At 63.3% G+C, this 17,375-nt stretch carries 20 protein-coding genes and 1 tRNA gene; 2 read left to right on the plus strand and 19 right to left on the minus strand.

Annotation, left to right across the window (positions count from 1 at the left end; translation table 11 throughout):
- Positions 1 to 12 precede the first annotated feature (12 nt).
- The 12 genes from rlmN to trmJ form a co-directional block, all read right to left on the minus strand.
- Positions 13 to 1,161 (minus strand): 23S rRNA (adenine(2503)-C(2))-methyltransferase RlmN, encoded by a 1,149-nt coding sequence (gene rlmN / locus H681_RS18960; RefSeq protein WP_015478498.1) that lies wholly within the window; start codon positions 1,159 to 1,161, stop codon positions 13 to 15.
- 27 nt (positions 1,162 to 1,188) lie between these two features.
- Positions 1,189 to 1,620 carry a nucleoside-diphosphate kinase gene (ndk, locus tag H681_RS18965; protein WP_015478499.1) on the minus strand — a complete coding sequence of 144 codons (432 nt, stop codon included), beginning with the start codon at positions 1,618 to 1,620 and terminating at the stop codon, positions 1,189 to 1,191.
- A gap of 250 nt (positions 1,621 to 1,870) precedes the next feature.
- The gene (gene iscX / locus H681_RS18970) at positions 1,871 to 2,071 is read right to left on the minus strand and encodes a Fe-S cluster assembly protein IscX (protein WP_015478500.1); all 201 of its coding nucleotides are present in this window, start codon (positions 2,069 to 2,071) and stop codon (positions 1,871 to 1,873) included.
- Between the two features lie 13 nt (positions 2,072 to 2,084).
- Entirely contained in the window at positions 2,085 to 2,423 is a 339-nt protein-coding gene (gene fdx / locus H681_RS18975; protein ID WP_015478501.1) for an ISC system 2Fe-2S type ferredoxin, read from the minus strand.
- A 6-nt stretch (positions 2,424 to 2,429) separates the two neighbouring features.
- Positions 2,430 to 4,289, minus strand: coding sequence for a Fe-S protein assembly chaperone HscA (hscA, locus tag H681_RS18980; protein ID WP_015478502.1), 1,860 nt, complete (start codon positions 4,287 to 4,289; stop codon positions 2,430 to 2,432).
- A gap of 45 nt (positions 4,290 to 4,334) precedes the next feature.
- Positions 4,335 to 4,856: a co-chaperone HscB gene (hscB, locus tag H681_RS18985; protein WP_015478503.1), complete on the minus strand. Its 522-nt coding sequence runs from the start codon at positions 4,854 to 4,856 to the stop codon at positions 4,335 to 4,337.
- 8 nt (positions 4,857 to 4,864) lie between these two features.
- Positions 4,865 to 5,188, minus strand: coding sequence for an iron-sulfur cluster assembly protein IscA (gene iscA, locus H681_RS18990; RefSeq protein ID WP_015478504.1), 324 nt, complete (start codon positions 5,186 to 5,188; stop codon positions 4,865 to 4,867).
- 26 nt (positions 5,189 to 5,214) lie between these two features.
- Complete coding sequence (iscU, locus tag H681_RS18995) at positions 5,215 to 5,601, minus strand: Fe-S cluster assembly scaffold IscU (protein ID WP_015478505.1); 387 nt, start codon at positions 5,599 to 5,601, stop codon at positions 5,215 to 5,217.
- A gap of 27 nt (positions 5,602 to 5,628) precedes the next feature.
- Positions 5,629 to 6,843, minus strand: coding sequence for an IscS subfamily cysteine desulfurase (locus H681_RS19000; RefSeq protein WP_015478506.1), 1,215 nt, complete (start codon positions 6,841 to 6,843; stop codon positions 5,629 to 5,631).
- Positions 6,844 to 6,871: 28 nt separating this feature from the next.
- Entirely contained in the window at positions 6,872 to 7,363 is a 492-nt protein-coding gene (gene iscR / locus H681_RS19005) for a Fe-S cluster assembly transcriptional regulator IscR (protein ID WP_015478507.1), read from the minus strand.
- Positions 7,364 to 7,502: 139 nt separating this feature from the next.
- Positions 7,503 to 8,282 carry a serine O-acetyltransferase gene (cysE, locus tag H681_RS19010; RefSeq protein WP_015478508.1) on the minus strand — a complete coding sequence of 260 codons (780 nt, stop codon included), beginning with the start codon at positions 8,280 to 8,282 and terminating at the stop codon, positions 7,503 to 7,505.
- Complete coding sequence (trmJ, locus tag H681_RS19015; RefSeq protein WP_015478509.1) at positions 8,275 to 9,054, minus strand: tRNA (cytosine(32)/uridine(32)-2'-O)-methyltransferase TrmJ; 780 nt, start codon at positions 9,052 to 9,054, stop codon at positions 8,275 to 8,277. The genes cysE and trmJ overlap by 8 nt, the downstream gene beginning before the upstream one ends.
- A gap of 148 nt (positions 9,055 to 9,202) precedes the next feature.
- On the opposite strand from trmJ, the gene suhB reads away from it, so the two are divergent.
- Entirely contained in the window at positions 9,203 to 10,018 is an 816-nt protein-coding gene (gene suhB / locus H681_RS19020) for a type III secretion system regulator SuhB (protein WP_015478510.1), read from the plus strand.
- A gap of 199 nt (positions 10,019 to 10,217) precedes the next feature.
- Here the strand turns inward: suhB and H681_RS19025 are convergent, their stop codons facing one another.
- The 6 genes from H681_RS19025 to queA all read right to left on the minus strand — a co-directional run bounded on the left by H681_RS19025 (position 10,218) and on the right by queA (position 16,318).
- On the minus strand, positions 10,218 to 10,754 hold the full coding sequence (locus H681_RS19025; protein WP_015478511.1) for a glycine zipper 2TM domain-containing protein: 537 nt from the start codon (positions 10,752 to 10,754) through the stop codon (positions 10,218 to 10,220).
- 159 nt (positions 10,755 to 10,913) lie between these two features.
- On the minus strand, positions 10,914 to 11,831 hold the full coding sequence (gene secF, locus H681_RS19030) for a protein translocase subunit SecF (protein WP_015478512.1): 918 nt from the start codon (positions 11,829 to 11,831) through the stop codon (positions 10,914 to 10,916).
- A gap of 10 nt (positions 11,832 to 11,841) precedes the next feature.
- Complete coding sequence (gene secD, locus H681_RS19035) at positions 11,842 to 13,704, minus strand: protein translocase subunit SecD (protein WP_015478513.1); 1,863 nt, start codon at positions 13,702 to 13,704, stop codon at positions 11,842 to 11,844.
- Between the two features lie 64 nt (positions 13,705 to 13,768).
- Entirely contained in the window at positions 13,769 to 14,110 is a 342-nt protein-coding gene (gene yajC, locus H681_RS19040; RefSeq protein WP_015478514.1) for a preprotein translocase subunit YajC, read from the minus strand.
- Between the two features lie 33 nt (positions 14,111 to 14,143).
- The gene (gene tgt, locus H681_RS19045) at positions 14,144 to 15,262 is read right to left on the minus strand and encodes a tRNA guanosine(34) transglycosylase Tgt (RefSeq protein WP_015478515.1); all 1,119 of its coding nucleotides are present in this window, start codon (positions 15,260 to 15,262) and stop codon (positions 14,144 to 14,146) included.
- Positions 15,263 to 15,274: 12 nt separating this feature from the next.
- Positions 15,275 to 16,318, minus strand: coding sequence for a tRNA preQ1(34) S-adenosylmethionine ribosyltransferase-isomerase QueA (queA, locus tag H681_RS19050; RefSeq protein ID WP_015478516.1), 1,044 nt, complete (start codon positions 16,316 to 16,318; stop codon positions 15,275 to 15,277).
- Between the two features lie 107 nt (positions 16,319 to 16,425).
- On the opposite strand from queA, the gene H681_RS19055 reads away from it, so the two are divergent.
- Positions 16,426 to 16,512, plus strand: a tRNA-Leu gene (locus H681_RS19055).
- Between the two features lie 353 nt (positions 16,513 to 16,865).
- Here the strand turns inward: H681_RS19055 and H681_RS19060 are convergent.
- Positions 16,866 to 17,366: a GspH/FimT family pseudopilin gene (locus H681_RS19060; RefSeq protein WP_015478517.1), complete on the minus strand. Its 501-nt coding sequence runs from the start codon at positions 17,364 to 17,366 to the stop codon at positions 16,866 to 16,868.
- Positions 17,367 to 17,375 lie beyond the last annotated feature (9 nt).

Genomic DNA, 17,375 nt, shown 5'->3' on the forward strand with positions numbered 1-17,375 from the left:
TTCCTCCCCGGGTCAGTTTCGATTGGCGGCGTTCGACGCCTGCTCGTTTTCCGTCGCCAGTTGGCGTACGGCGATATAGCGCTCGCTGCGGCGGGTGCGGTCCATCACCTGGCCCACCAGTTGGCCACAGGCGGCGTCGATGTCCTCACCGCGGGTGGTGCGCACGGTCACGTTGAAACCGCCCTTGTGCAGCATGTCCTGGAAACGGCGGATGGCATTGTTGCTCGGCCGCTCGTAACCCGAATGCGGGAACGGATTAAACGGAATCAGGTTGATCTTGCAAGGGAAATCCTTGAGCAATGCGATCAGTTGCTCGGCATGCTCGGGCTGGTCGTTGACGTTGGCCAGCAGGGTGTACTCGACGGTCAGCACGCGCTCCTTGCCCAGGCGCGTGATGTAGCGGTAGCAGGCGTCGAGCAGCATCTCCAGCGGGTACTTCTTGTTGATCGGCACCAGCTGGTTGCGCAGTTCGTCGTTGGGGGCGTGCAGCGACAGGGCCAGGGACACGTCGGTGACCTCGGCGAGCTTGTCGATCATCGGCACCACGCCGGAGGTGGACAGGGTCACCTTGCGCTTGGAAATACCGTAGCCGAGGTCTTCCATCATGATGCTCATGGCGCTCACGACGTTGTCGAAGTTCAGCAGCGGCTCGCCCATGCCCATCATCACCACGTTGGTGATGGCACGGTCGATCTTGCCCGGGACGGTCCCGAACGATTGGTTGGCGATCCACACCTGGCCGATGATCTCGGCGGAGGTCAGGTCGCTGTTGAAACCTTGCTTGCCGGTGGAGCAGAAGCTGCAGTCCAGCGCGCAACCGGCCTGGGACGACACGCACAGGGTGCCGCGGCCGCCCTGCGGGATGTACACGGTCTCGACGCAACTGCCCGAGGCCACGCGCACCACCCACTTGCGGGTACCGTCAGAGGAAATGTCCTGGCTGACGATCTCCGGAGGACGAATTTCGGCAACGGCCTCGAGCTTTTCGCGCAAGGCCTTGCCGACGTTCGTCATGGCGCTGAACTCGAGAGCGCCAAAGTGGTGAATCCATTGCATCACCTGGCCGGCGCGGAAGCGCTTTTCACCGATGGACTCGAAGAATTCCTCGAGCTGGGGCTTGGTCATGCCCAGCAGGTTGGCCTTTACAGCGGTATCAGTCATGGATTCACCCTCGCTCATTCGCCTTTATCAGCGAATGCGCTCGCACACCTCGGTGCTGGAGAAGAAGTAAGCGATTTCGCGGGCAGCCGAAGCTTCCGAGTCGGAACCGTGTACGGCGTTCTCGTCGATGGAAACGGCGAAGTCGGCGCGGATGGTGCCGGCGTCGGCTTTCTTCGGATCGGTGGCGCCCATCAGTTCACGGTTGCGCAGGATGGCGTCTTCGCCTTCCAGAACCTGAACGACGACCGGGCCGGAGGTCATGAAGGCAACCAGGTCCTTGAAGAAGGGACGCTCTTTGTGCTCGGCGTAGAAGCCGCCAGCTTCGCGCTCGGACAGTTGAACCATCTTCGAAGCGACAACGCGCAGACCGGCTTTTTCGAAGCGGGTCAGGATTTCGCCGATGACGTTCTTGGCAACAGCGTCGGGCTTGATGATGGAGAAGGTACGTTGCAGGGCCATGAAAATAACTCCGGAAAGCAAGGTTGGTAACGCCAAGAAGCTCCTAGAAAGGCCAGGAGCTCCTGTGATTCAAGGTTTGTCGCAGGCGCCGGCCGCAGAAGCGGCGTACGCGGGACCGGCCCGAACGGCGGCGGGGCCGGCGGCTCTGGAAATCCCGCGGGGATTTTTTCAGAGCACTCCTAAAGATAAAACCCGCGAATTATACGCGGGTTCATGACAAATGGGTACGCGGCTGGCGGGACCGCGTCCCTCAGTCGAGTTCTTCGATCCAGGCGGCCTGGATGGCCTCCAGGACCTTCTCCCCGCCGCGGGAAGGATCGTCGCTGAACTCCGGCAATGCCAGCACCCAGCGGTGCAGATCGACGAAGTTCACGTAATGCGGATCGACATCCGGCTTGCTTTCGGCCAGCTGGATGGCAATTTCGAGCACATCAACCCATTTCAGACTCATCTCGGCGCTCCGCTCAATGGCCTTCGGAAACCTGGTTGATGGTGTATTTCGGAATCTCGACCACCAGGTCCTCTTCACCCACCACGGCCTGGCAGGACAGGCGCGAATCCGGCTCCAGGCCCCAGGCCTTGTCCAGCATGTCGTCCTCCAGCTCGTCGGAGGCTTCCATCGAGTTGAAACCTTCGCGCACGATCACGTGGCAGGTGGTGCAGGCACAGGACATCTCGCAGGCGTGCTCGATCTCGATACCGTTGCGCAGCGCCGCCTTCATGATGGTTTCGCCCGGCTGGGCCTCGATCACCGCGCCCTCCGGGCAATGTTCGGCGTTCGGCAGAAATACGATCTGCGGCATCTTCGCTTATTCCTCGATTTCGTTGAGCCGGCGACCGGCCAGTGCGGCCTTGACGGTGGCGTCCATACGGCGCGCGGCAAAGGCGTCAGTCACCTGGGACAGGCGCTTGATCTGTTGTTCGATGGCGGCGGTATCGCTGCCGGCAGCCAGCTCGCGCAAGGTTTCCATGCCGGCGTCGATAGCCAGGCGCTCATCGGCATCCAGCAGGCGCTCGCCGTCGGCGTCCAGGGCCGACTGCACAGCCTCCAGCAGACGCTCGGCCTCTACCTGCTGCTCGCGCAGGGCGCGGGCGGTCATGTCGTCGCCGGCGTACTGGAAGGAGTCCTGCAGCATGCGGGCAATCTCGCCGTCGGTCAGGCCGTAGGACGGCTTGACCTGGATGCTCGCCTCGACGCCCGAGGACAGCTCGCGGGCGGACACGCCCAGCAAACCATCGGCGTCGACCTGGAAACTGACGCGGATCTTCGCCGCGCCCGCCACCATCGGCGGAATGCCACGCAGCTCGAAGCGCGCCAGGGACCGGCAGTCCTTGACCAGTTCGCGCTCGCCCTGCAGCACGTGAATCATCATGGCCGTCTGGCCATCCTTGTAGGTGGTGAACTCCTGGGCGCGGGCCACCGGAATGGTGGTGTTGCGCGGGATCACCTTCTCCATCAGCCCGCCCATGGTTTCCAGGCCGAGCGACAGGGGGATCACATCCAGCAGCAGCAGCTCTTCGCCGCGCTTGTTGCCGGCCAGGGCATCGGCCTGGATGGCGGCGCCGATGGCCACCACCTGGTCAGGGTCGATATCGGTCAGCGGCGTGCGGCCAAACAGCTCGCCCACCAGCTCGCGAACACGCGGCACACGAGTGGAACCACCGACCATCACCACGGCGCTGACTTCCTCCAGCTCCACGCCGGAATCACGCACGGCGCGGCGGCAGGACTTGAGACTGCGCTGGATCAGTGGATCGATCAGGGACTCCATCCGGGCGCGAGTCAGCTCGCCGGCCCAGCTGCCATAGGCAACGGCAACGCTGGCGCTGCTGGTCAGGGCTTCCTTGGCGGCACAGGCAGTCTGCAGCAGACGGCGCTGGGCACCCGGATCGAGGTCGGCCGAGATACCGGCCTGCTCGATGATCCAGCCGGCGATGGCATGGTCGAAGTCGTCGCCGCCCAGGGCGGTATCGCCGCCAGTGGCCAGGACTTCGAAGACGCCACGGGTCAGGCGCAGGATGGAGATGTCGAAGGTGCCACCACCCAGGTCATAGATGGCGACCACGCCTTCGGCGTTCTTGTCCAGGCCATAGGCCACGGCGGCGGCGGTCGGCTCGTTGAGCAGGCGCAGCACATGCAGGCCGGCCAGACGCGCGGCGTCCTTGGTGGCCTGGCGCTGGGCGTCGTCGAAATAGGCAGGAACGGTGATCACCGCACCCACCAGCTCACCACCCAGGGTGGATTCGGCACGCTGGCGCAGGGCACGGAGGATTTCCGCCGAGACTTCCACCGGACTCTTGGCGCCCTGGACGGTCTCGATGAAAGGCATGTGTGATTCGCCCTGGATGAAGCGGTACGGCAGTTGGCCGCCGAGCTGCTTCACGTCTTCCAGGCCGCGCCCCATCAGGCGCTTGACCGAGATGATGGAGTTCAGCGGATCCTGGGATGCACCGGCACGCACGCTCTCCCCCACCTCGATGCGATCGGCGAGATAACGCACCGCCGATGGCAGGATAACCTCGCCATGCTCATCGGGCAGCGGCGCGGCAACGCCGCTGCGCACGGCGGCAACCAGGGAGTTGGTGGTGCCCAGGTCGACCCCCACGGCCAGGCGACGCTGGTGTGGCTGGGGGCTCTGTCCGGGCTCGGCGATCTGCAGTAGGGCCATGCGGTTTCTAATCAGGCTTATCGGGCGCGGCGCGGGCCGCGCGGATTAATCGTCGAGTCGCTCTTCCAGCTGCCGCACTTCCTGCGCCAGCTTGTCGAGGAACTGCATGCGCCGCACCAGGCGTTCGGCCAGGTCACGGCGGGCGGCGTCATCCCAGCAATCGGCAAACTCGGAGTCCAGTTGCTGCTGGGCCGATTTCAACTGGCGCTTGAACTGCGCCACGCCATCGAGATCGGCGCTGTCCTGCAGGTCTTCCAGCTCCTCGCGTAGATGCATCTGCTGCAGGAGGAACTCCGGATCCTGCACCGTGGCTTCCAGCGGCAGCGCGTCACCGCGCAGGGCCAGCAGGTACAGGGCACGGCGCGGCGCGCTCTTCAGCGTCTGGTAGGCGTCGTTGAGTTCGGCGGCTTTTTCCAGCGCCAGCCGTTGCTCGCGCTCGGAAGCATCGGCGAAACGATCAGGGTGGACGGTTCGCACCAGCTCGCGGTAGCGGTTGCCCAGCACCTCCAGATCGATCCGGAAGCCCGGCTGCAGGTCGAACAGCGCGAAGTGACAGGGACTACCCACACCCGACCTCAGACGTTGAAGCTTTCGCCGCAGCCACACTCACCGCGCACGTTCGGGTTGTTGAACTTGAAGCCCTCGTTGAGGCCTTCCTTGGTGAAGTCCAACTCGGTGCCGTCGAGATAGACCAGGCTTTTCGGGTCGATGATGACCTTCACGCCGTGGCTCTCGAACACCTGATCCTCGGCTGCCAGTTCGTCGACGAACTCCAGCACGTAGGCAAGACCCGAACACCCGGTGGTGCGCACGCCAAGACGAATGCCCTCGCCCTTGCCGCGCCCTTCGAGGGAACGGCGAACGTGACTGGCGGCGGCTTCGGTCATGCTGATGGCCATGTGAACTCCTTAACTTGCGAATCGCTTCAGAGCAGACCTTTCTTCTGCTTATAGTCGCGTACGGCCGCCTTGATGGCGTCCTCGGCAAGTACCGAGCAGTGGATCTTCACCGGCGGCAGGGCCAGTTCTTCGGCGATGGTGGTGTTCTTGATGGATTCGGCTTCATCCAGGGTCTTGCCCTTCATCCACTCGGTGGCGAGGGAGCTGGAGGCGATGGCCGAACCGCAGCCGTAGGTCTTGAACTTGGCGTCTTCGATGACGCCCTGCTCGTTGACCTTGATCTGCAGGCGCATCACGTCGCCGCAGGCCGGTGCGCCGACCATGCCGGTGCCGACGTCCGGATCCTCGGCATTGAGCTTGCCGACGTTGCGCGGGTTTTCGTAGTGGTCGATGACCTTGTCACTGTAAGCCATGGCTAATCCTCACTTCTATGGGGCGGGTCAGTGGGCCTGCCATTCGACCTTGGACAGGTCGACACCCTCTTTGAACATATCCCACAGCGGCGAGAGTTCACGCAGCTTGGAAACGGCTTCCACCACCTTCTTGGCGGCGTAATCGACCTCTTCTTCGGTGGTGAAGCGGCCGAAGCTGAAACGGATGGAGCTGTGCGCCAGTTCGTCGTTGCGGCCCAGGGCGCGGAGCACGTAGGACGGCTCCAGCGAGGCCGAGGTGCAGGCGGAACCGGACGAGACGGCCAGGTCCTTGAGCGACATCATCAGCGACTCGCCTTCGACGTAGTTGAAGCTGACGTTGAGGATGTTCGGCGCATAGGAAGTGGCGCTACCGTTGAGGTACAGCTCTTCCAGGTCCTGCACCTGATCGAAGAAGCGCTTGCGCAGGCCTTCGATGCGGGCCATTTCCTGGTGCATTTCTTCCTTGGCGATGCGGAAGGCTTCGCCCATGCCGACGATCTGGTGGGTCGCCAGGGTGCCCGAACGCATGCCGCGCTCGTGGCCGCCACCGTGCATCTGGGCTTCCAGGCGCACGCGCGGCTTGCGGCGCACGTACAGCGCGCCCATGCCCTTGGGGCCGTAGACCTTGTGTGCGGAGAAGGACATCAGGTCGACCTTGAGTTTCTCCAGGTCGATGTCCACCTTGCCGGCGGACTGGGCGGCGTCGACGTGCAGCAGGATGCCGCGCGAGCGGGTCAGTTCGCCAATGGCGGCGATGTCGTTGATGCTGCCGACTTCGTTGTTCACGTGCATGACCGAGACCAGGATGGTGTCGTCACGCAGGGCGGCCTCGACCATCGCCGGGGTGATGATGCCCTCGGGGGTCGGTTCCAGGTAGGTGATCTCGAAACCTTCGCGCTCCAACTGGCGGCAGGTATCCAGGACCGCCTTGTGCTCGATCTTCGAGGTGATGATGTGCTTGCCCTTGGTGGCGTAGAAGTGCGCGACACCCTTGATGGCCAGGTTGTCGGACTCGGTGGCACCGGAGGTCCAGACGATTTCGCGGGGGTCGGCATTGACCAGCTCGGCGACCTGGCGACGGGCGTTCTCAGCCGCTTCCTCGGCCTTCCAGCCGAAGACGTGGGAGCGCGAAGCCGGGTTGCCGAAATTGCCATCTACCAGGAGGCAGTCAGCCATTTTCTGAGCGACACGCGGGTCCACCGGGGTTGTGGCGGAGTAGTCGAGGTAAATCGGCAATTTCATCAGGTAACTCCTACAGGCGGGCGTTCGCTCAATCGATGGCGGACGCTTCAATCTTGTCGAGGCGTGGCGTCTTGCCCGTGCAACGGCGCTCATCCTGGCGCTGGGCCACCTCTTGAACTTCGCGGCGCTCGACCAGGTCGGCCAGGCTGATGCCGCTGAGGAACTCGTGAATCTGCTGGCTGAGGTCGCACCACAGGTGGTGGGTCAGGCAGGTATCGCCGGAGTGGCAGTCGCCCTGACCCTGACAGCGGGTGGCGTCGACCGACTCGTTGACCGCATCGATCACCTGGGCGACGTGGATGCCGGTCGTATCGCGGGACAGCTGATAGCCGCCACCGGGGCCACGCACGCTGACCACCAGGTTGCCACGGCGCAACTTGGCGAACAGCTGTTCCAGGTAGGACAGGGAGATACCCTGGCGCTCGGAGATATCGGCGAGAGAAACCGGGCCACGCTGGGCGTGCAACGCCAGATCGAGCATGGCGGTGACGGCATAGCGGCCTTTGGTGGTCAATCGCATGGGGACATCCGGAAGAATCGCTGGTGTAGGAGGAGTATGCTCTTATCCGACTATTTAGGTCAACTATAAGTCCTATTACTTTAGTCGGAATTAACCAGCGAACGGCGCGGTATGTTAGCAGAGAGCCCGCGTCGGCGCATCACTGCGCCGACTTGCTGCTCTCCTCGTCCTTGACTCCGGCGAAGTCCTCTTCCCGCAGAACCGGAAGATCTTTCGCACAGTAATCGCTGCCTAGAGCTGTCAGCGCCTTGCACATGCCTTCCAGCCGACCATCCACCGCCTGCAGATGATCGAGCAACTGGCCGATGGCACGCGCCACCGGGTCGGGCATGTCCTGACCGACACCATAGGCATCGAAGCCGAGCTTCTCGGCCATCGCCTGGCGCTTGGCCTGCTGCTCGTCGTCATCCTTCACGATGATCCGACCGGGAATACCCACTACGGTCGCCCCCGGCGGTACCTCCTTGGTCACCACGGCATTGGAGCCAACCTTGGCGCCGGCGCCCACGGTGAACGGGCCAAGCACCTTGGCGCCCGCGCCCACCACCACACCGTCGGCCAGGGTCGGGTGACGCTTGCCCTTGTTCCAGCTGGTGCCGCCCAGGGTCACCCCCTGGTAGAGGGTCACGTCATCACCGATCTCGGCGGTCTCGCCGATAACGATGCCCAGGCCGTGGTCGATGAAGAAGCGCCGACCGATCTTCGCGCCCGGGTGGATCTCGATGCCGGTCATCCAGCGACCGAAGTTCGACACCATGCGCGCCAGCCACTTCCAGCCGGACGCCCACAAGGCATGGGCCAGGCGATGCAGCCACACCGCGTGCAGCCCCGGGTAGCAGGTGAGCACCTCGAAGGCGTTGCGCGCCGCCGGGTCACGATGGAATACGCTCTGGATATCTTCGCGCACACGCTCAAACATCTTCATCACTCCGCTTGGAAAGCTCCCCACGGGCAGCCTTCTGTGTTTCGGTGAGAATACCCCGCAGGATATTCATCTCCAGCTTGCTGACGCCGCTGCGGCCATACAGGCGACGCAGGCGCGACATCAGGTGGCGCGGCTTCTGCGGATCGAGGAACTGGATATCCACCAGGGTCGACTCCAGGTGCGCGTAGAAACGCTCCAGCTCATCCGACGTCACCGGGACGCTGTTGAGCATCGCGGTGGACTCGACCTTCTCCTGCTTGGTCGGCTGCCCCTGAACGGCCAGCCACGCCATGCGCACCTCGTAGACCAGCACCTGCACCGCCGTCGCCAGGTTCAGCGAGCTGAACTCGGGATTGGCCGGGATATGCACATGGAATTGACATCGCTGCAATTCCTCGTTGGTCAAACCCGCATATTCGCGACCGAACACCAGCGCGACCTCGCCACCCTGCTGCACGTGCTGCAGGCTGGTGGTGGCGCACTCGCGAGGATCGAGCAGCGGCCAGGGAATGCGGCGGTCGCGCGCACTGGTGCCCAGCACCAGGCTGCAACCGGCCAGGGCGTCTTCCAGGGTCGGCACGACCACAGCCGCATCGAGAATGTCATCGGCGCCGGAAGCACGGGCGCGCGCTTCGCCACTGGGGAAATCCATCGGATCGACCAGCACCAGGCGCGACAGGCCCATGTTCTTCATCGCACGGGCCGTTCCGCCGATATTGCCGGGATGACTGGTATTGACCAGCACCACGCGTATTCTGTCGAGCAACGCCAGCGACTCCACACAAAAGCGAAAAAGGGAGGGAATCCTACCGCAGCGGTGGGTCTTGCGCCACGCAGGCGACAGGTCGCTCTATGAACGCCACGGCTTTCTGCTAGAATGTTCGGCTTTCTTTAACGACCCAGGTGACCTCTCCATGCAGCCTATGCTGAATATCGCCCTGCGCGCCGCTCGCAGCGCCGGTGAACTGATCTTCCGCTCCATCGAACGCCTGGACACCCTCTCGGTCAACGAAAAAGAAGCCAAGGATTACGTCACCGAGGTCGACCGCGCTGCCGAGCTCTCCATCGTCACCGCTCTGCGCAAGGCCTACCCGAACCACGGGATCATGGGCGAAGAAGGCGGCATGCTCGAAGGCAGCGGCGAAGGCGCCGACTACCTGTGGATCATCGATCCGCTGGACGGCACCACCAACTTCATCCACGGCGTCCCGCACTTCGCGATCAGTATCGCCTGCAAATACCGCGGCCGTCTCGAGCACGCCGTGGTTCTCGACCCGGTTCGCCAGGAAGAATTTACCGCCAGCCGTGGCCGCGGCGCCGCGCTGAACGGCCGCCGTCTGCGCGTGAGCAACCGCAAGAGCCTGGAAGGCGCCCTGCTCGGCACCGGCTTCCCGTTCCGCGACAGCCAGATGGACAACCTGGACGCGTACCTGGGCATGTTCCGCAGCCTGGTCGGCCAGACCGCCGGCATCCGCCGCGCCGGCGCCGCCAGCCTGGACCTGGCCTACGTTGCCGCCGGCCGTTACGACGCCTTCTGGGAGTTCGGCCTGTCCGAATGGGACATGGCAGCCGGCGCCCTGCTGATCCAGGAAGCAGGCGGCCTGGTGAGCGATTTCACCGGTGGTCACGAGTTCCTCGAGAAGGGCCAGATCGTCGCCGGCAACACCAAGTGCTTCAAGGCCTTGCTGACCAGCATCCAGCCGCACCTGCCGCCGTCGCTCAAGCGCTGAGCCCGAGACACGGATGAAAAAGCCTGGCATTGCCGGGCCTGCGAGAACGCTTTCCTTGTAGGAGCGAGCTTGCTCGCGAAGCTTTATCATTCTGACGCTACGGCTCCGGGCGATTCGCGAGCAAGCTCGCTCCTACGAAAAGCCAGATAAAGAAAAAGGCGCCCGCTGGGCGCCTTTTTCGTTCACTCCTGGCGACTGCTTATTGCTGACCCAGGATCAGGCGGCCGCTCTTGTCGACCGGAATCTGCGAACCCGGATCGCGATCCATGCGGACCTGGCCGGGCTTGCCGTCCAGCAGATACTTCACGTCGTAACCGACGACCTTGTCGCTGGTGTCGTTGACGGTGCTGCAGCGGGTTTCAGTGGTGGTATAGGTGTCACGCTCCTGCATGCCTTCCTGCACCTTGTTACCGGCATAACCACCGCCGATGGCGCCCGCCACGGTGGCGATCTTCTTGCCGTTGCCGCCGCCGATCTGGTTGCCCAGCAGGCCGCCAGCGATGGCGCCGATCGCCGTACCGGCGATCTGGTGGGTGTCCTTCACAGGACGCTGGTGAGTCACGGCGACGTCCTTGCAGACCTGGCGAGGCGTCTTGATGGTTTCCTTGACCGGCTGGACAGCGAGCACCTCGGCATATTCAGGCCCGCGATCCACCAGACTATAAGTGGCCACGGCGCCACCGGCAGTCACGCCTACAGCGCCCAGCACGGTACCGATGAGCAACGACTTGTTCACATAAACCTCCTGGTCTTTCGTCTCGTTCGGGCTCTGCCCTTTACCTTGCCTTGGAGCGATCAAAGTGTAAGAAAGTTCCGGCCGGTTCGTTACACATAACCGACAAACGAAAACTCCCGCCGTAGCGGGAGTTTTCCGTGGAGGCCTGGAGACGCTCTATTACGGGCGCTCGTCAGCTTCCTTGCTCGGTGGCGGAATCAGGTCCTCGCTGGACAGATTCAGCCAGATCAGCACCACGTTGGCGATGTAGATCGACGAGTAGGTACCCGCCATCACACCCACGAACAGGGCGATGGAGAAGCCGAACAGGTTGTCGCCACCGAAGAACAGCAGCGCGGCGATGGCCAGCAGGGTCGACACCGAGGTGGCGATGGTCCGCAGCAGGGTCTGGCTGGTCGAGATGTTGATGTTCTCGATCAGGCTGGCCTTGCGCAGCACGCGGAAGTTCTCGCGCACCCGGTCGAAGATCACGATGGTATCGTTCAGCGAGTAGCCCACCACCGCCAGTACCGCGGCCAGCACGGTCAGGTCGAAGGTGATCTGGAAGAACGACAGCACGCCCATCACGATGATGGCGTCGTGGACCAGCGAGAGGATCGCACCCAGGGCGAACTTCCACTGGAAGCGGAAGCCGACGTACAGCAGGATGCCGCCCAGCGCCAGGAGCATGCCGAGGCCGCCCTGGTCGCGCAGTTCCTCACCCACCTGCGGGCCGACATATTCGACGCCATTCACCTTCGCCGGGTTGGTGGAGTCGGCCTGCTGCAGGGCCGCTGCGACCTTCTTGCCCAGCTCCGGATCTTCACTGGGCATGCGCACCAGCACGTCCCTGGTGTCGCCGAAGCTCTGCACCACGGCCTCGCCGAAACCGGCGGCAACCAGTTGCTCACGCACCTTGGCAAGGTCGGCAGGCTGCTCGTAGGCCAGCTTGATCGACGTACCGCCAGTGAAGTCGAGGCCGAAGTTGATGCCCTTGACGAACCAGCTGCCGAGGGCGATCAGGGTCAGGATCAGGGTCGCGGCGAACGCAATGTTGCGCACGCCCATGAAGTTGATAGTACCGATCTTGATGTTCATCTCAGGCCCCTTAGATCCACAGCTTCTTGAAGTCGCGGCCGCCGAAGATCAGGTTGACCATCGCGCGGGTGACCAGGATGGCCGTGAACATCGAGGTGATAATGCCGAGGGACATGGTCACGGCGAAGCCCTTCACCGGGCCGGTGCCCATGGCGTAAAGGATGCCGCCGACCAGCAGCGAGGTCAGGTTGGCGTCGAGGATCGCAGTGAAGGCGCGGTTGAAGCCTTCATGGATCGCCCGCTGCACGGACATGCCCGCCGCCAGTTCCTCGCGTATCCGCGAGAAGATCAGCACGTTGGCGTCCACCGCCATACCCATCGTCAGTACGATACCCGCGATACCCGGCAGGGTCAGGGTCGCACCGAGGATCGACATCAACGCCACCAGCATGACCATGTTGAACGCCAGGGCGACGGTGGCAATCACGCCGAAGAAGCGGTAGATCACGATGATGAACAGGGACACGAAGACCATGCCCCACAGGGACGCGTCGATGCCCTTGGCGATGTTGTCCGCACCCAGGCTCGGGCCGATGGTGCGCTCTTCCGCGAAGTACATCGGTGCCGCCAGGCCACCGGCACGCAGCAGCAGGGCCAGTTCAGAGGATTCACCCGGAGCGTCCAGGCCGGTGATGCGGAACTGGTTACCCAGCGGCGACTGGATGGTCGCCAGGCTGATGATCTTCTTCTCTTCCTTGAACGCCGGAACCGCGACTTCCTGCTCGACGCCGTCGACGACCTGCTTGGCGTAGCGGGTGATCGGCTTCTGCTCGATGAACACCACCGCCATGCTGCGGCCGACGTTGTTACGAGTCGCGCGGTTCATCAGCTCGCCGCCGTGGCCATCCAGACGGATGTTCACCTGCGGGCGGCCGTTCTCGTCGAAGCTGGCGCTGGCGTCGGTGACCTGGTCACCGGTGATGATCACGCCACGCTCCAGGGTTGCCGGCGGACGACGCGGCTCACGGAACTCGAAGGTTTCGGTGGCGGATCTGATCGCGTCCGGCTCGGCGGCCAGGCGGAACTCGAGGTTGGCGGTCTTGCCGAGGATACGCTTGGCTTCGGCGGTGTCCTGCACGCCCGGCAGCTCGACCACGATACGATTGGCGCCCTGGCGCTGCACCAGCGGCTCGGACACGCCCAGCTCGTTCACACGGTTGCGAACGGTGGTGAGGTTCTGCTTGATCGAGTACTCGCGGATTTCCGCCAGCTTCGCCGGGGTCATCCCCAGGCGCAGCACCTGCATGCCGGTGCGCTCGCTCTGGGTGACTTCGAAATCGCGGTAGTCCTTGGCAATCAGGGACTTGGCCTTGTCCAGGTCGGCTTCTTCGGTGAAGCCCAGCTGGATGCCGCCATCCTGCGCCGGCAGGCTGCGATAGCGCACGCGATCCTTGCGCAGGGCGCTCTTGATCTCGCTTTCGTAAACCTTCATGCGGGCGTCGACGGCTTTGTCCATGTCCACTTCCAGCAGGAAGTGCACACCACCGGACAGGTCGAGACCCAGCTTCATCGGGTGAGCAGCGATATTGCGCAGCCAGTTCGGAGTGGTCTGGGCCAGATTCAGGGCGACTACGTAGTCGTCACCCAGCGCGCGGCGGACAATGTCCTTGGCCGGCAGCTGATCTTCCTGCCTGGCCAGACGAATCAGGCCGCTGTTCTTGCCGAGGCTACCCGCCTTGACGGCGATGCCCGCATCGGCCAGCGCCTTGCCGGCCTTGTCCAGGTCGGCCTGCGACACCTGCAGCGCGGTGCTCGCACCACTGATCTGCACGGCCGGGTCATCCGGGTAGAGGTTGGGTGCGGAGTAGATGAAACCAACGGCCAGGACCGCCAGGATCAGCAGATACTTCCACAGGGGATACTTGTTGAGCATGACACCGCCCGTTATGACGCGGGGCGCATCATGCGCCCCGTCGATTGGGTTTCTGTTGGTTGGCTCAGATGGCCTTCAGCGTGCCTTTCGGCAGGGTCGCGGCAATCGCGCCCTTCTGGAACTTCAGCTCGACGCTGTCGGAGACTTCGACTACGACGAAATCGTCAGCAACCTTGGTCACCTTGCCGGCGATACCTGCGGAAGTGACGACTTCGTCACCCTTCTGCAGGCCGGCGATCAGGTTCTTGTGCTCCTTGGAACGCTTGGCCTGGGGACGCCAGATCATCAGGTAGAAGATGACCAGGAAACCGACCAGGAACACCCACTCGAAACCGGTGCCAGCCGGGCCGGCAGCGGCGGCGGGAGCTGCAGCGTCAGCGTAGGCAGCGGGAATCAGAAAGCTCATTTAAAACTCCTGTGACAAAGACTTGGAATGAGGTCACTCGACCAGCGGCGGCGTGGGGAGGCCGCGCTTGGCGTAGAAGGCGTCGACAAAGTTCGCCAATGTACCCTGTTGGATTGCCTCGCGCAAACCAGCCATAAGCCGCTGATAATGCCGCAAGTTATGGATGGTATTGAGCATGCTGCCGAGCATTTCCCCGCACTTGTCCAGGTGGTAGAGATAGGCGCGGGAGAAGTGCTGGCAGGTGTAGCAGTCGCAGGTCGGATCCAGCGGCGATTCGTCGTGCTTGTGCACCGCATTGCGGATCTTGATCACCCCGGTGTCGACGAAAAGGTGGCCATTGCGCGCGTTGCGAGTCGGCATGACGCAGTCGAACATGTCGACGCCCCGGCGCACACCTTCCACGAGGTCCTCGGGTTTGCCCACACCCATCAGGTAACGAGGTTTGTCCGCCGGCATCTGCGGCGGCAGGAAGTCCAGCACGCGGATCATCTCTTCCTTGGGCTCGCCCACCGACAGGCCGCCGATCGCCAGGCCGTCGAAACCGATGTCCTGCAGGCCTTCCAGCGAACGCATGCGCAACTCTTCGTGCATGCCGCCCTGGACGATGCCGAACAGCGCCGACGGGCTATCGCCGTGGGCGATCTTCGAGCGCTTGGCCCAGCGCAGCGACAGCTCCATGGAGCGCTTTGCCACGTCGAACTCGGCCGGATACGGGGTGCACTCGTCGAAGATCATCACGATATCCGAGCCCAGCGCACGCTGCACCGCCATCGACTCTTCCGGACCCATGAAAACCTTGGCGCCATCCACCGGCGAGGCGAAGTACACGCCCTCCTCCTTGATCTTGCGCAGCGCGCCCAGGCTGAACACCTGGAAGCCGCCCGAGTCGGTGAGGATCGGCCCCTTCCACTGCATGAAGTCATGCAGGTCGCCGTGTTTCTGGATGACCTCGGTGCCGGGACGCAGCCACAAGTGGAAGGTATTGCCCAGAATGATCTGCGCACCGATACCCTCGATGTCGTGCGGGAGCATGCCCTTCACGGTGCCGTAGGTGCCCACCGGCATGAACGCCGGGGTCTCCACCACACCGCGCGGGAAGGTCAGGCGGCCGCGACGGGCCTTGCCCTCGGTGGCCAGCAGTTCGAATTTCATGAAACTCATGGATCAGTCCTCAGGGCCGCGCGGCGCCGGATTGCGGGTGATGAACATGGCGTCGCCGTAACTGAAGAAGCGATAGCCCTGCTCCACCGCAGCCGCATAAGCGGCCATTGTCTCCGGGTAGCCGGCGAAGGCCGAAACCAGCATCAGCAGCGTGGATTCGGGCAGATGGAAATTGGTCACCAGGGCATCGACCACATGGAAGGGCCGGCCCGGGAAGATAAAGATGTCGGTATCGCCACTGAAGGGCTTGAGCACCCCATCGCGAGCGGCACTCTCCAGCGAGCGCACACTGGTGGTGCCCACGGCCACCACCCGGCCGCCACGTGCCTTGCAGGCGGCCACGGCATCGACCACGTCCTGGCCGACTTCCAGCCATTCATTGTGCATGTGGTGGTCCTCGATGCGCTCGACCCGCACCGGCTGGAAGGTACCAGCGCCCACATGCAGGGTGACGAAGGCGGTCTCCACCCCCTTGGCGCGGATGGCCTCCAGCAACGCCTCGTCGAAATGCAAACCGGCAGTGGGCGCGGCCACGGCACCGGCACGCTCGGCGTAGACGGTCTGGTAACGCTCGCGATCCGAATCCTCGTCCGGGCGGTCGATATAGGGCGGCAGCGGCATATGGCCGACACGTTCCAGTAGCGGCAGCACCTCCTCGCTGAAGCACAGCTCGAACAGTGCGTCATGGCGCTGCAGCATTTCCGCCTCGCCACCGCCGTCGATAAGGATCTTCGATCCGGGCTTGGGCGACTTGCTGGAGCGCACATGGGCCAGCACGCGGTGGCTGTCCAGTACACGCTCCACGAGGATTTCCAGCTTGCCGCCGGAAGCCTTCTGGCCGAACAGGCGAGCAGGAATGACCCGGGTGTTGTTGAACACCATCAGGTCGCCCGGCTGGAGGAAGCCGAGAAGGTCGGCGAATTGCCGATGGCCAAGCTCGCCGCTCGGGCCATCCAGCACCAGCAGACGGCTGGCGCGGCGTTCGACGAGTGGATGGCGGGCGATCAACGCCTCGGGCAGATCGAAATGAAAGTCAGCGACGCGCATGAAGGGGAGCTATCTCGAAGGGCCGCATATCTTACTGGAATTGCCAAATTCTGACCAATCAAGCGGATTGACCGACGCAGAGCGTCTCCCTATACTGCGCCGCCATTGCCTCGGTGGCGGAATCGGTAGACGCGGCGGATTCAAAATCCGTTTCTGGCGACAGAGTGAGAGTTCGAGTCTCTCCCGAGGCACCATTAAAAGCCTGTAACACATTGAAGTTACAGGCTTTTTTGTTTCTTGTGGCGTAATTTTGGCGTAACGGGACGACATTCAACAGAATGCGTAGCGCAAGGGTGGCTCTCGGCCGTGCCCGAGCAGGGGGCATTGATTGGATCCGAAGCCACTCGCGTTCGTGAGCGAAAGAAGAGTCGCCAGCTTATAGAAGAGCTGTACAGCGATTCGATGAACGTCTACATCGTCCATTATTCGTGCGAGTCCCGGCAAATCGACCTACGCAAATGTGCGTGAACAGCTCTGGATTCGCCGGTTGCAAGAGGGCTTCCCAGCTCCAGCGCGCCACTCCTTGCCGCTATGCACAGCCGCCGCCCTACGAGCAACTTCCGGCGGTGGTTTTGCTGACGTAGGCCCGCCCGGTCGCGCTGACCTCCACCACCCGCTCCTGCGTGCCCACAGTGGGCATAGCCCGGCAGACCGTGATGCTCGCCTGGGTACTGCCGACACCGGATGGCTGGAAATCGATATGCGTGACGCTGGAGGTAATCTTGAAGCCTGCGGGTGCCGCCGCGTGCTTCTCAATTACGGTAGTGTCGACGAGGATGATCCAGCCCTGCTCCCAGCCACCGGAACCACAGGTGCTGCCATCACTGGACACGCACATCTTGGCCACCTTGTTGCGCTTGATCGCCTCACTGCGCCCCAGGACCACGCCAGCCACCAGATCATTGGCGCTGGCACTGAGCTTGCCGGACAGCGTAGCGTCGGTGAATGACGGTGCGGCGATGGAAATCAGGATCGCCAACACCGCCAAGGTGACCATCAGCTCGAGCAGGGTGAAGCCCCCTGACGCTCGACGGGAGTGCACAACCATCCCCGGCTC

The sequence above is a fragment of the Pseudomonas sp. ATCC 13867 genome (assembly GCF_000349845.1).
Taxonomy (GTDB): domain Bacteria; phylum Pseudomonadota; class Gammaproteobacteria; order Pseudomonadales; family Pseudomonadaceae; genus Pseudomonas.

Coding starts and splice junctions, on each gene's coding strand:
- rlmN (WP_015478498.1), bottom strand. CDS start 1,161: ATGACTGATACCGCTGTAAAGGCCAACCTGCTGGGCATGACCAAGCCC.
- ndk (WP_015478499.1), bottom strand. CDS start 1,620: ATGGCCCTGCAACGTACCTTCTCCATCATCAAGCCCGACGCTGTTGCC.
- iscX (WP_015478500.1), bottom strand. CDS start 2,071: ATGAGTCTGAAATGGGTTGATGTGCTCGAAATTGCCATCCAGCTGGCC.
- fdx (WP_015478501.1), bottom strand. CDS start 2,423: ATGCCGCAGATCGTATTTCTGCCGAACGCCGAACATTGCCCGGAGGGC.
- hscA (WP_015478502.1), bottom strand. CDS start 4,289: ATGGCCCTACTGCAGATCGCCGAGCCCGGACAGAGCCCCCAGCCACAC.
- iscA (WP_015478504.1), bottom strand. CDS start 5,188: ATGGCCATCAGCATGACCGAAGCCGCCGCCAGTCACGTTCGCCGTTCC.
- iscU (WP_015478505.1), bottom strand. CDS start 5,601: ATGGCTTACAGTGACAAGGTCATCGACCACTACGAAAACCCGCGCAAC.
- H681_RS19000 (WP_015478506.1), bottom strand. CDS start 6,843: ATGAAATTGCCGATTTACCTCGACTACTCCGCCACAACCCCGGTGGAC.
- iscR (WP_015478507.1), bottom strand. CDS start 7,363: ATGCGATTGACCACCAAAGGCCGCTATGCCGTCACCGCCATGCTCGAT.
- cysE (WP_015478508.1), bottom strand. CDS start 8,282: ATGTTTGAGCGTGTGCGCGAAGATATCCAGAGCGTATTCCATCGTGAC.
- suhB (WP_015478510.1), top strand. CDS start 9,203: ATGCAGCCTATGCTGAATATCGCCCTGCGCGCCGCTCGCAGCGCCGGT.
- secF (WP_015478512.1), bottom strand. CDS start 11,831: ATGAACATCAAGATCGGTACTATCAACTTCATGGGCGTGCGCAACATT.
- secD (WP_015478513.1), bottom strand. CDS start 13,704: ATGCTCAACAAGTATCCCCTGTGGAAGTATCTGCTGATCCTGGCGGTC.
- yajC (WP_015478514.1), bottom strand. CDS start 14,110: ATGAGCTTTCTGATTCCCGCTGCCTACGCTGACGCTGCAGCTCCCGCC.
- tgt (WP_015478515.1), bottom strand. CDS start 15,262: ATGAAATTCGAACTGCTGGCCACCGAGGGCAAGGCCCGTCGCGGCCGC.
- queA (WP_015478516.1), bottom strand. CDS start 16,318: ATGCGCGTCGCTGACTTTCATTTCGATCTGCCCGAGGCGTTGATCGCC.
- H681_RS19060 (WP_015478517.1), bottom strand. CDS start 17,366: ATGGTTGTGCACTCCCGTCGAGCGTCAGGGGGCTTCACCCTGCTCGAG.